At 42.4% G+C, this 12979-nt stretch carries 10 protein-coding genes; 2 read left to right on the top strand and 8 right to left on the bottom strand.

Annotation, left to right across the window (positions count from 1 at the left end):
• Positions 1–24 precede the first annotated feature (24 nt).
• The 4 genes from ACERCF_RS07795 to ACERCF_RS07780 form a co-directional block, all read right to left on the bottom strand.
• Positions 25–2889, bottom strand: a complete 2865-nt coding sequence (locus ACERCF_RS07795; protein ID WP_373625225.1) for a valine--tRNA ligase — start codon at positions 2887–2889, stop codon at positions 25–27.
• Complete coding sequence (locus ACERCF_RS07790) at positions 2886–3290, bottom strand: hypothetical protein (protein WP_373625224.1); 405 nt, start codon at positions 3288–3290, stop codon at positions 2886–2888. Before ACERCF_RS07790 ends, ACERCF_RS07795 begins: the two co-directional genes overlap by 4 nt.
• Positions 3291–3538: 248 nt before the next feature.
• Positions 3539–3985: a GNAT family N-acetyltransferase gene (locus ACERCF_RS07785; protein ID WP_373625223.1), complete on the bottom strand. Its 447-nt coding sequence runs from the start codon at positions 3983–3985 to the stop codon at positions 3539–3541.
• On the bottom strand, positions 3979–4416 hold the full coding sequence (locus tag ACERCF_RS07780; protein ID WP_373625222.1) for a DNA polymerase III subunit chi: 438 nt from the start codon (positions 4414–4416) through the stop codon (positions 3979–3981). The genes ACERCF_RS07785 and ACERCF_RS07780 overlap by 7 nt, the downstream gene beginning before the upstream one ends.
• Before the next feature lie 291 nt (positions 4417–4707).
• Between ACERCF_RS07780 and lysM the strand changes: the two genes are divergently transcribed.
• Entirely contained in the window at positions 4708–5151 is a 444-nt protein-coding gene (gene lysM, locus ACERCF_RS07775; protein WP_373611761.1) for a peptidoglycan-binding protein LysM, read from the top strand.
• 96 nt (positions 5152–5247) lie between these two features.
• Here the strand turns inward: lysM and ACERCF_RS07770 are convergent, their stop codons facing one another.
• From ACERCF_RS07770 to ACERCF_RS07760, 3 genes are all read right to left on the bottom strand, one after another.
• Positions 5248–5928 (bottom strand): hypothetical protein, encoded by a 681-nt coding sequence (locus ACERCF_RS07770; protein WP_373625221.1) that lies wholly within the window; start codon positions 5926–5928, stop codon positions 5248–5250.
• A 136-nt stretch (positions 5929–6064) separates the two neighbouring features.
• Positions 6065–9070, bottom strand: coding sequence for a ribonuclease E (rne, locus tag ACERCF_RS07765; RefSeq protein WP_373625220.1), 3006 nt, complete (start codon positions 9068–9070; stop codon positions 6065–6067).
• A gap of 450 nt (positions 9071–9520) precedes the next feature.
• The gene (locus tag ACERCF_RS07760) at positions 9521–10366 is read right to left on the bottom strand and encodes a cysteine hydrolase family protein (protein WP_373625219.1); all 846 of its coding nucleotides are present in this window, start codon (positions 10364–10366) and stop codon (positions 9521–9523) included.
• A gap of 126 nt (positions 10367–10492) precedes the next feature.
• Here ACERCF_RS07760 and ACERCF_RS07755 point away from each other — a divergent pair, with 126 nt between their 5' ends.
• The gene (locus ACERCF_RS07755) at positions 10493–11317 is read left to right on the top strand and encodes an AraC family transcriptional regulator (RefSeq protein WP_373625218.1); all 825 of its coding nucleotides are present in this window, start codon (positions 10493–10495) and stop codon (positions 11315–11317) included.
• Positions 11318–11412: 95 nt separating this feature from the next.
• Here the strand turns inward: ACERCF_RS07755 and ubiD are convergent, their stop codons facing one another.
• Entirely contained in the window at positions 11413–12876 is a 1464-nt protein-coding gene (gene ubiD / locus ACERCF_RS07750) for a 4-hydroxy-3-polyprenylbenzoate decarboxylase (RefSeq protein ID WP_373611755.1), read from the bottom strand.
• Between the last annotated feature and the right edge of the window lie 103 nt (positions 12877–12979).

Here is a 12979-nt window from a genome sequence, read left to right as displayed (position 1 = left end):
AAATTCTGACCGCTTGTTAATTAATTACAGTGCTTCAATCTCTGAATACTGCACCTGCAATTTCTCTAAACCACTTAGATACTCTTGCATTTTTTCATGCTCTTTGGCGATGACTTGCTCTGGAGCTTTTGCCACGAAAGCTTCGTTTGAGAGTTTGCCTTCAATGCGAGCCACTTCCCCTTTGAGTTTGTCCATCTCTTTGGTTAAACGAGCCAGTTCAGCGTCTTTGTTGATGAAACCAGCCATTGGGATCAAGATCTCGCCATTTGCCACCAATTTCGCTACTGATAGCGGTGTGCCCTCACCGGTTGCCAGCACTTTAACGCTATCGAGTTTTGCCATTGATTTTAGCAATACTTCGTTGGCATTCAAGATGGCGATTTCGTCCGCCGAGAAGTTACGAGCGATTAGGTCTAAGCCTTTGCTTGGGGCGATATTGTTTTCCGCCCGAATGTTACGCACCGCCACAATCACTTCTTTGATGAAGTTGATTTGGTGCTCGGCTTGTTCGTCAATTGCAAGCGGGTCAAATTGCGGGAATTTTTGCAACATAATGGTATCGGCTTCAATGCCCACAAAGCCTTTCACTTTCTGCCAAATTTCTTCGGTGATGAATGGCATTACCGGGTGGATTAAACGCAGTAATTTTTCCAACACATTTATTAGCGTGCGGCTTGCTCCACGGCGTTGTGCGTCCGTGCCTTTGAAGAAGATTGGCTTGGTTAGCTCTAAGTACCAGTCGCAGAACTGATCCCAAGTAAATTCGTAGATCGCATTTGCCACTAAATCAAAACGGTATTGGCTGAGTGCGGTGCGAAATGTTTCCACTGTGCGGTTGAATTGGCTTTCAATCCAACGATCTGCAAGGCTAAATTCCACTTCGCCTTCGCTTAAATCTAATTTGTCGTTAGTCAGTACGAAACGGCTTGCATTCCACAGTTTGTTGCAGAAGTTGCGGTAGCCCTCTAAGCGTTTCATATCCCAGTTGATGTCACGCCCGTTGCTGGCAAGAGCCGTCAAGGTGAAACGCAAAGCGTCTGTACCATGTGCCACAATGCCGTCCGCAAATTCTTTGCGGGTCGCTTTGGCAATTTTCTCCGCTAGTTGTGGCTGCATCATATTGCCAGTGCGTTTTTCCAAGAGATCTTCAAGGGAAATGCCGTCAATCATATCAATCGGGTCAAGTACATTGCCCTTAGATTTTGACATTTTTTTCCCTTGCTCGTCACGGATTAAGCCCGTTACATACACGGTTTTGAACGGCACTTGCGGTTTGCCGTTTTTATCTTTAATGAAGTGCATCGTGAACATAATCATTCGTGCAACCCAGAAGAAGATGATGTCGAAGCCGGTGATTAACACATCAGTCGGATGGAACATTTTCAGTTCTTTGGTCTGCTCCGGCCAGCCTAAGGTTGAGAATGTCCATAAGCCTGAGGAGAACCAAGTATCCAGCACATCTTCATCTTGGCGGAGGGCTAAATCCGCAGGCAAGTTGTGTTTTGCACGCACTTCCGTTTCATCACGAGCTACATAGACATTACCCGCTTCGTCATACCACGCCGGAATGCGGTGTCCCCACCAAAGTTGGCGAGAGATACACCAGTCTTGAATATCTCGCATCCAAGAGAAGTAGAGGTTTTCGTACTGTTTCGGCACGAACTGGATTTCGCCGTCTTCCACCGCTTTGGTTGCTACTTCGGCAAGCGGTTTCACGCTCACATACCATTGGTCGGTCAGCATTGGCTCAATCGGCACGCCACCACGGTCGCCGTAAGGCACTTTTAAGTCGTGCGGTTTGATTTGATCTAACAGACCGAGTGCTTCAAAATCGGCAACAATTTTCTTACGAGCCGCAAATCGTTCTAAGCCTTGATAGTCGGCAGGAATTGGGGCAGCGTAGTCAGCAAGCGGTTTACCGTCTGTACCGATAATTTCTGCTTCCGCACGAATATCTGCGTTCAGCGTCATCACATTCACCATCGGCAAGCTGTGGCGTTTGCCCACTTCGTAGTCGTTGAAGTCGTGAGCAGGGGTAATTTTCACCACGCCCGTACCAAATTCACGATCCACATACTCATCGGCGATGATCGGGATCTCACGGTTCGCCAGAGGCAGTACCACGCTCTTACCAATCAGAGCTTGATAGCGTTCATCTTCGGGGTGAATCGCCACCGCCGTATCGCCCAGCATCGTTTCAGGACGGGTCGTTGCCACCACTAAGTAATCCAATCCGTCAGCGGTTTTTGCACCGCCTGCAAGCGGATAGCGGAAATGCCAGAGCGAGCCTTTGCTCTCTTTGTTTTCCACTTCCAAATCAGAAATCGCAGTGTGCAATTTCGGATCCCAGTTTACAAGGCGTTTGCCACGGTAAATCAAGCCTTCTTCGTGTAGGCGAACAAACACTTCTTTCACCGCATTCGACAAGCCTTCGTCCATCGTAAAACGCTCACGATCCCAGTCAATTGAGTTGCCTAAGCGACGCATTTGCTGGCTGATTGTGCCGCCCGAATAGGCTTTCCAATCCCAGATTTTGTTGATAAACGCCTCACGACCGTAATCGTGGCGGGTTTTGCCTTCTTCGGCAGCGATTTTACGCTCTACCACCATCTGAGTAGCAATCCCTGCGTGGTCTGTTCCCGCTTGCCAAAGGGTATTATTCCCCTCCATACGGTTAAAGCGGATCAGCGTATCCATCAAAGTCTGCTGGAACGCGTGCCCCATATGCAGGCTACCCGTTACATTCGGTGGCGGAATAGCAATACAGTAGCTTGGTGCGGATAAATCTTCGCTCGGTTTAAAATAGCCTTGCGATTCCCAGTGTTGGTAGAGAGCTTGCTCTACAGCGGAAGGGTTAAAACGATCTTCCATTGTGAATTGTTTTGTCATCTATTTGTTCTCTTTGTTTTATTTAATATATTTTTAATCTTTATACCAATATCTGTTAGCACTATATTAGGGGAACTTTTGTCTTGAGTTTTATATAAAAGAATTGTTCCAGAAGCATCAGTTACCTTTATATCGGGATAAGTAATTCTAATTAACTCTAATTTTTCCAGTTTTTCTAAAACTTCTTCAGAACAGGATAATAGAGGGCTCTCTTCCTTAAGGAGATATTTTTCAGATTCAGATAATTTTCTGATAATTTTATTTTCATCATATGAAAAAATCCTTTTTAATTTATTGAGCATTTTACTTATCATGAATTGTAAAAATGCACCAATAGCAATCCAAATAATATTAGCCATGATATTTGTAATATCAAAAGTATTTAAAATATTATCTATCATATTCACCCTCGATAGAGCCACTCCTGACGAGTGCCTATTTATTTCAGCACCCGTCAGAGATGGGTGTTATCAATTTATGTTTTGCAAGCGGTTTATTTTGAGCGATTTTTTGCAAATTTTCCTAAAAATCCAACCGCTCTTTTACCCCACACGAGCCGTGTGGGGTTACTCATAGTTGAGCCGCTTACGGCTCTTGGCTTTTTTCAGCCTCGGAGAGGCTGGGATCAGCTAGCTTCGCACGGCTCGTGCTAGGTGGAATACACCATATCCAAATGCTCAATCCCATCTTCCAAATATAACCCCGACACCGCTCGAAAGCCGAAGCTTTCGTAAAACCTTTGCAGATAGCTTTGAGCCTGTGCGTGTATCGGCGGATGAGGGAAATGCTCAAGGCTGTAATGGATAGCCCGTTGTACTAATTCTCTTGCCAAGCCTTTTCCTCGTTCAGTTTTTACCACTAACACTCTACCGATATGAGTGCCTTTTTCACTCGGAATTAAACGGCAGTAAGCGGTCAGATTTTTGGTGTTTTTTGCAAATAAATGCACCGCTTGTAGGTCTTTATCGTCCACTTCCTGATAGGGGCAGTTTTGCTCCACCACAAAAACGGCTGTGCGGGCGTGGTAGATTTCAAATAGCTCTTGAGTAGAAAGTTGCTCAAAGGCTTTAGCTTGCCAATTTAGGGTGTTTAACATTGTACGGTTTCCAATTGCCAGCCCAGTTGGCGGTACTGTTTATAACGCTCACGGGCTTGTGCTTTAGCGGTTTCTTCCACAGGCACAAAATCAATAATATGATTGAAACTGTTAATAAAATCGGGGAGTTCCGTTTGTAATGAAATGAGTAAATCCCGATGTTGTGCATTGCGTTTGCCTTTCCAAGAAATTTCAATCGGTGTTGGGTAAGTGGTAATTTCGCCCGATAAATTATGGGGTACGAAAGAATCGGGATCTCTTGCCCAAAGTGCTTCATCAATCTTCAAGGCTTGTTGTTCTGTTTCACAGGCAATTAGTACTCGCTTACCTAATCGCCACGCTTGAGCGGCAAGTTCACAAGCCTGAGCTTCAGCGGCTGAGATCTCGGCTGAGCCTTCTTGGCTTAAGAGATAAAATTGCACTTGTTTCACAGAATATCCTAGAAAATCTAAAAGCTATTTAAACCTTAGATTTTAGCTGAAAATTGCGTAAATATAAAATCTAAGCCGTTATTTTTGCGAAAAATATCTGAAAATTATTCATAGCCTTGTTGCCATTGGCAAAAGCAACGTTCAAAAAGTGATGCTTTTGTGTCTGCTTTTATTGATATTAAAGATGAACTAATTTAATTTTGCTTGCTCTAATTGGGTAATGCACTATTTCAGTAGTTAGAAATTGTGTAGAATACTTATCCCACTTGTCTATTTTATAAGGAACTTACTATGGGTTTATTTGATTTTGTTAGTAATATCGGTCGTAAATTATTTAATAAAGAGGAAGATGCTTCAAAAGCAGTTACTGAGCATTTGGTGGAAGATAATCCAGGCGTGGAAAATGTGAATGTAACCGTTGAAAATGGCGTAGCGAAAATTTCCGGTATCGCTTCAAGTGCTGCAGCAGTTGAGAAAGCAGTATTGATGGCAGGTAACGTAGCGGGTATTACTAACGTGAATATTGATGCTTTACAACTTGCAAGAGAAGAGCAGTTAGCTGGCGATGATGAGTTTTATGTTATCCAAAAAGGCGATACATTATGGGAAATCGCAACGAAAGCATACGGCAACGGTGCAAAATATAAAGCTATTGTAGAAGCAAATAAAGAAGTGATTAAAGACGAAAACAAAATCTTCCCTGGTCAAAAAATCCGTATTCCGAAAGATTTATAATTAAGAAGAGCCAAACTTATGAGAGTAGAGTTTAGCTCTTCTTGCTTCAAATAGTTGTAAAAAAGCTCTGCATTTGCAGAGCTTTTTTGTACGGAATTATTTATTTTCTACCGCTTGTTTTACTTCTTCAGCTTTTGTTTCGGTTACTTCTTTTAACTCAGCTGCTTTTTCAACTACGGCATTTTTAGCTGCCTCTGCTTTGTCTGCGGTTGCTTGTGTAGCATTTTTAGCAGCAGCTTTTAGCTCTGTAGCTTTAGTTTCTGTTGCTGCTTTAGCTTCCTCAGCTTTTTCAATTACGGCATTTTTTGCAGCTTCTGTTTTATCTGAAGCTGTTTGTGAAGCATCTTTAGCTACTTCTTTTAATTCTTCCATTTTTGCTTCAGCTGCTACTTTCGCTTCTGTAGCTTTTTCAACTACTGCATTTTTTGCTTCTTCAGCCTTATCTGTGGTCGCTTGTACGGCTTCTTTAGCTGCTGCTTTTACTTCATCAGTTTTAGCCTCAGTAACTGCTTTTACTTCATCAGTTTTCGCTTCAGTTACTGTTTTAACTTCTGTGGTTTTTTCAACAATAGCGTTTTTAGCTTCTTCTGCTTTATCTGCGGTTGCTTGTACAGCTTCTTTTGTTGCTTCTTTAACTTCTGTTGCTTTCTCAACAACTGCTTCTTTTACTTCAGCGGCTTTATCTGCGGTTGCTTGTGCAGCCTCTTTTGCTTGATCGCAAGCAGCAAGCGTCATCGTTGTACCTAATACTAATAAAGATAAAATTGTTTTTTTCATTCCGAGTTCCTTAAATTAAAAATAAACAAATACATTTTGCAATGTAGTTACTTAGTCTGATTAAATCATAAAAAGTTCACTATCATAAAAAATGCCTATCAATTTTTAATCAATAGGCATTTTTGTTTAGTGATTTTTACTCAATATTGGTTGAGCGGGGTGCAGATTGTACTTGGCTGACTGCACTGGTGTAGCCGCCGAAACCTTTTCCGTAGAAGTAATATTTAGAGTGTTGCCATTCTGTTATGGTCAAAGAGTCTAAATTTTCTGTTGGTGGGGTAGCAACGGTCATTTCAGCTTTGATATGTTCAGCACGAGAGAATGTACCTAATCGACCATTAAAGCTGTAGTTACTTTCATAGGTTGAAACTGGCACTTCAATTGCTTGTTGCATTTCTGTTTCAATGGCTGGAGCAACAGTTGCTTTTGATTGGAATTTGCTAACACGCTCGTTCTTCTCTTTTACCAAATCACGTTCAGAAGGCTGAGCAACAACACTGCCAAATGGGGCAATATGTTCTTTTACTTCTGATTTTTGAATTTCTGGCTCTAAAGCTTTTTCTACTTTAGACTTAGTGTGTTCTGCTTGTTTTTCTTTGACTAAATCACGATTAGTCGGCTGAGTAACAAACCCACCTAATGGGCTAACAGAATGTGTTTTCTTCCCGGTTGTTTTTTTCTCGGCTTCAACAGACTTGTTTTCTTGTTGTTCAAGCATTTGATCAACAGATAAGAATTGCGCTTTTTCTTCTGTTTTTACCGGTGCTGCAAATTGTACCCAAACTTTACCACTAGCAAGTTCAGGCGAAGCAACGGCTGAGCTTAATGGCATAGCAGTAGTTGTATTACCACGCTGATTTTCTCGGCGACGCTGATTACCTACACGCAAATGGCGAGGCAAACGGCGTTGGCGGTTGTTATCACGATTTTCAGAGCTGCTTTCAGCAACGGTTTCTGTAGCTACAAGCGGTTGAATATTACTTGCTACGCTCGCTCCTTCGGAGCTGTTGGCTAAGCCAACGTTCAAATATAAGTGTTTGTCATCACTTTTTTGCAAATCTTCAACATCAGCTACTTTAGTTGCAACAGTTTCTACTGTTGCAGGCACTAATTTCTCACTTACAACCTCTGCTGTTTCAACACGCACTTTTTTGCGTAATTCACGGCGTTGGCGGCGTTCTGCTTGGTTTTCACGTTGATTATTGCGGCTTTCCTGTACTCCAGTTACGTTAGCAACTTCTTCAACGACCGCACGGCGTTGTTTTTTCTCTGCACGAGTAGCTTTTTCTTCTTGCGAAGTGGCTTGATTTTGCTGTTGTTTACGCTCTTGATTTTCCGTTTTTGTATTGCGGTTCGGGCGTTCACGACGTTGGCGACGATCTCGCTGATTACGAGCTTTTGGTTTCGGTTTTTTCTCTTCTTTTTCTTCCGTCGCAAACCAACCTTTAATTGTTGCTATTAAGCGGCTCAATAACGATGGTTTAGCAGGCTTGACTGGTGTTGGGGAAGGCTGAAGATTCAGCTCCGAGCTTTGTAATACAGATTCTACCGTAATCACAGGTTCGTTACGGGTGACTAACACATCATCGTGGTGGTGATGGTGAGGATGCTCCTCTTCTGTACGAGTTTCATAATGTTTGGTGAGATCGTAACTCAAGGTTGGCGTTACTTCATTTTCACGCAGACGATATACCGCAAAGTGAGGGGTTTCCATGCTTTCAGACGGTACAACCACAATTTGTACATCGTGGCGTTTCTCAATGCTGGAAATCGCTTTACGTTTTTCGTTAAGTAAGTAGCTGGCGATTTCCACCGGCACAATGGTGTGAACCTGTGCAGTGTTTTCTTTGATCGCTTCTTCTTCTAATAAACGTAAGATCGAAAGTGCGATTGACTCATTATCACGCACCTTACCTGTTCCCTGACAGCGAGGACAAATATGAGATGAAGCCTCACTTAATGAGGGGCTTAAACGCTGGCGGCTCATTTCTAACAAACCGAAACGGGAAATGCGGGCAAATTGGATTCTCGCACGGTCTTGGCGTGTCGCTTCACGAATACGGTTTTCCACTTCACGTTGGTGGCGAACCGGTGTCATATCGATAAAGTCGATCACAATCAGACCACCTAAGTCACGCAAACGTAACTGACGGGCAATTTCATCAGCCGCTTCTAAGTTGGTGTTAAGAGCCGTTTCTTCAATATCGCCACCACGGGTTGAGCGTGAAGAGTTAATATCAATCGAGGTTAATGCCTCTGTGACATCAATAACGATAGAGCCACCTGATGGTAAACGCACCTCACGTTGGAATGCCGATTCAATTTGCGATTCAATTTGATAGTGGCTGAATAGTGGTACTTCGCCTTCATATAACTTCACACGGTTGATGAAATCAGGACGAACAAGGCGAATGTGGTTTTTAGCTTTCTCGAACACTTTTTTGTTGTCGATTAAGATTTCGCCAATATCACGGCGTAGATAGTCACGAATTGCACGCACAATTACGTCACTTTCTTGGTGAATTAAGAACGGAGCTGGGCGAGATTCCGCCGCTTTTTTAATCGCTTCCCAGTGGTGTAACAAGACTTTTAAGTCCCATTGTAACTCTTCCGGCGATTTGCCGACACCTGCGGTACGAACGATTAAGCCCACGTCTTCCGGTACATCTAAGCAGTCTAAAGCCTCTTTGAGTTCTAAACGCTCATCACCTTCAATACGGCGGGAAATACCACCGGCACGAGGGTTGTTCGGCATTAAGACTAAGTAACTGCCCGCAAGCGAAATAAAGGTGGTTAAGGCTGCTCCTTTGTTACCACGCTCTTCTTTGCTGACTTGAACAATCACTTCTTGCCCTTCTTGAATAATATCTTTGATATTCGGGCGACCGTTAAACACATAGTCTGACGGGAAGTATTCTCGGGAAATTTCTTTTAAAGGTAGGAAGCCGTGGCGTTCTGCACCGTAATCCACGAATGCAGCTTCAAGGCTTGGTTCGACACGGGTAATTTTACCCTTGTAGATATTGGATTTTTTCTGTTCGTGACCAGGGCTTTCAATGTCCAAGTCAAATAAGCGTTGCCCATCAACGAGGGCAACACGCAACTCTTCTTTTTGAGTTGCATTGATTAACATTCTTTTCATTGTGTTTTCTCATTATTTTGTTTTTGTCTTACACGGCCATTTTGACCCATTAATAAGGGAATGGATTTAATGTCTATCTCACGACTGTCTTCATTCCCGATAGTGCATTGATAGTTGTCTCACGTTTACTTTGTCTTGTCTTAAAGAAACTGCAAAATCAATCACTTAAGGCTTGTTTATCTCTATTACAAGCGGTTATTTTTGCTTTATTTTTTGCAATTTTCTATTGCTTTTTCAAGCCAAAAATAACGGGTTATTATCGCACTTTAACCTTGAAAAAGGCAAGGTAATTATTGTAGGGTAGCTGTTATTTGTGGGTATGAATATTGGAGTAAAAAGGTAAGAATGAAGAAATAACGAGATTTGGTGTGAGTACTGGAGATAAGCGTGAAATCTAAGCGGTTAAATTTGCAAAAAAAGTGCTAAATTTAACCGCTTGTAAAACGAATATTATGCTTTTGCCGTCATTTTTTTCACGGCATCTTCAGTGGTCCAGAGGTCATTTGCGATAATACGATAGTTGGTTAATGCTGCAAGATAGCCGTCACCTTCAGGAATACGAGGCCCTGCGGTTGCATCTTTCACCACTGTTACTTCAAAACCTTGCTCAATTAACTCACGCAAGTGTGAATCAATACATAAGTTGGCCGCCATACCGGCTAAAATCACTTGGTCGATTTTACGTTTGCGTAATTGCAACACTAAGTCATTGGTTTCCGGGCCAAAGATTTTGTGTGGAGAGGTGATTACTGTTTTACCATCAAAAATGTATGGTTTGTACTCAGGCATAAAGTCTGCACCTGAATTTTCAAAGCCTTCCATGGTGTATTGACCTTTTCTTGCAAACATTCCGCTGTCGTGCATAAAGTGTTCGCCCGGTGAACCAAATTCCCATTTGTGATCAGTCGGGTAATAGTAGTGTGGCGAAACAAAGGTTGGCATATCGACAGCTTTTGCTGCTTTAAATAAGCTTTCAATGTTAGCTACAGTGTTGTTTTCGTTGATTGAGTCACCTAACACACCCCACATCACGCCTTTCGGGCTTAGGAAGTCAATTTGTGGATCAACTACTACTAATGCCACACGTTTTGGATCAATGGTCATTCCATGGCGTTTTAAACCGTATTGTTCCGGCTCGGCATAAGGTGATTTTTCTGCACTGGCTTGTTTTGCATTTGCTGTTGATGCAATACCTAATGCACCTAATACACTGGCTGCCATTGCAATACGAGAGCCGTGGTTAAGGGCTTGACGGCGTTCTTGGTTGATTTCTTCAAATTGTTCTTGTGACATCATTTTATCCTCATTAATAGATATACAAATTGTAACGATAACTTGCGTTACCGAACGGGTTGATATTATAGTGATCGCATTTCTCCTGTTTTAACCGTTCGTCTCAATTCTTTACCCAAGGAGCTTAATGTGGATAGTTTGACTCATCTTTTTACCCAATTTCAGTTTCGTACGGACTTATTTCATCTAGGTCAGTTGTGCCAAATCGGGACTTTTAATGAAGAGAATAAAGGCTATTTACATTTCGTTCGCCAAGGACGTTTTATTTTAAATCAGGCTGCCGAACGCCCTATTACGATTGAACGCCCTGCGATTATTTTTTCACCGACCAATATTTTGCATAGTTTGCACCCGTTAGATGATAGTGGGTTAGATATATTTTGTATTAATTTTGATTTTGGCAAAGGGATTCGCAACCCATTAACCCATACCTTGCACAATATTGTGATCTTAGAGTTGGCACAGTATCCGGAATTGGGGGTTTTAGCTGATCAAATTTTTAGTGAAGTGAATCAGAAAGGGTGTGGTTATCAGGCAATGATCCATCATTTATGTGCCTATTTTACCTTGAAAGTTGCCCGCCAATGTTTAAAAAAAGGGTATATTCAAACAGGTTTGTTAAAAGGCTTGGCAGATAAGCAACTGGGGAAAGTGCTGTTAGCTATTCACAATGCACCAGAGCGAGATTGGAATGTAGAGGAGTTAGCAAATGTGGCATTAATGTCTCGCTCACGCTTTGCCGCTTATTTTAAACAAATTATGGGGGTTTCACCGATGGATTATCTCACTAACTGGCGAGTAGCGGTTGCCCAGCATTTATTACAAAAAGGGATACCCGTAGCATTGGTGGCAGAGCAAGTCGGTTATAGCCATAATGCTGCTCTCAGCCGTGTCTTTATGCGGGAATTAGGGCTTTCACCTACGGAATGGTTAGCTCAAAATAAAGAATCGTAACCTGATGGCAACCAAGAGCAGAATGGTAAAAAGATCAAAAAATTTAACCGCTTGTAGTGTGAAGAACAGTGTGACACAAGCGGTTAAATGTTGTCTTAGATGCCAAGAGAATCCCAAATCTCATCAATGCGTTTCACCACATTGTCATCTTTTTTGATTGGCGTTCCCCACTCTCTTGAGGTTTCACCCGCCCATTTATTGGTGGCATCAATCCCCATTTTTGAGCCTAACCCTGCAATTGGCGAGGCAAAATCGAGATAATCAATCGGCGTGTTTTCAATTAGTGTGGTATCTCGCGCAGGATCACAACGGGTGGTAATTGCCCAGATAACATCTTTCCAATCTCGGGCGTTCACATCATCATCGCACACAATCACAAACTTGGTGTACATAAATTGACGTAGGAACGACCAAACCCCCATCATCACCCGTTTGGCGTGTCCGGCATATTGTTTTTTCATTGTTACCACCGCTAAGCGGTAAGAACAACCTTCTGGCGGCAAGTAGAAATCGACAATTTCCGGAAACTGTTTTTGCAAAATCGGAATAAAGACTTCATTTAATGCCTCGCCTAACACTGCCGGTTCATCAGGTGGTCTGCCAGTGTAAGTAGAGTGATAAATCGCATCTTTTCGCATAGTAATATGGGTAACAGTGAATACAGGGAAATATTCTTGCTCGTTGTAGTAGCCGGTATGATCGCCGTAAGGACCTTCTAAGGCGGTTTCTTCTAAATCAATATAGCCTTCCAGCACAATTTCTGCACTTGCCGGTACTTCTAAATCGTTTGAAATGGATTTAACCACCTCAGTTTTATTGCCACGCAAAAGCCCTGCGAATGCGTATTCCGAAAGCGTATCCGGCACAGGCGTTACCGCAGCTAAAATCGTAGCAGGATCTGCCCCAATCGCAACAGATACAGGGAATGGTTTATCAGGATTTTCCGCTTTCCACTCTTGGAAATCTAACGCACCGCCACGATGGGAAAGCCAACGCATAATCAGCTTGTTTTTATCGATTAATTGCTGGCGATAAATACCTAGATTTTGGCGTTTTTTGTAAGGACCTTGTGTAATCGTCAGTCCCCAAGTTACAAGTGGGGCAACATCGCCTTTCCAACAGTGCATAATTGGTAACTGAGTGAGATCAACATCATCACCTGAAATTACCACCTGCTGACATTCCGCACGGCTTAACACTTTCGGTGGCATATTGAGAATTTGTTTCCATTGAGGAAGTTGCCCAATTAAATCTTTGAAACCTTTTGGCGGCTCAGGCTCTTTCAAAAAGGCAAGCAGTTTGCCTAATTCACGCAAGGCTTTGGTATCTTCCTGCCCCATTCCCATTGCTACACGCTTTGGCGTACCAAATAAGTTACATAAAACGGGAATTTGGCTACCTTTTGGGTTCTCAAACAGTAATGCAGGCCCACCTTTTCGTAAGGTGCGGTCTGCAATTTCGGTCATTTCTAAATAAGGATCGATTTCTTGCTTAATGCGAACTAGCTCGCCTTGTGCTTCAAGCAAATCAAGAAATTCTCGTAAGTTTTTATATTTCATAGCGGTCATATTTCTGAAATTTTTTGCAAGTATATAGAAAAATGACGATGAAAAATACCCATAAAAAATTTATAGAAATTTTATTGGATTTTGCTAAAATACA

It is taken from the genome of Mannheimia kashgarensis, from assembly GCF_041807705.1.
Taxonomy (GTDB): domain Bacteria; phylum Pseudomonadota; class Gammaproteobacteria; order Enterobacterales; family Pasteurellaceae; genus Mannheimia.
The sequence above is the reverse complement of the archived record's forward strand: the minus strand, read 5'-3'. Positions and strand labels throughout refer to the sequence as shown.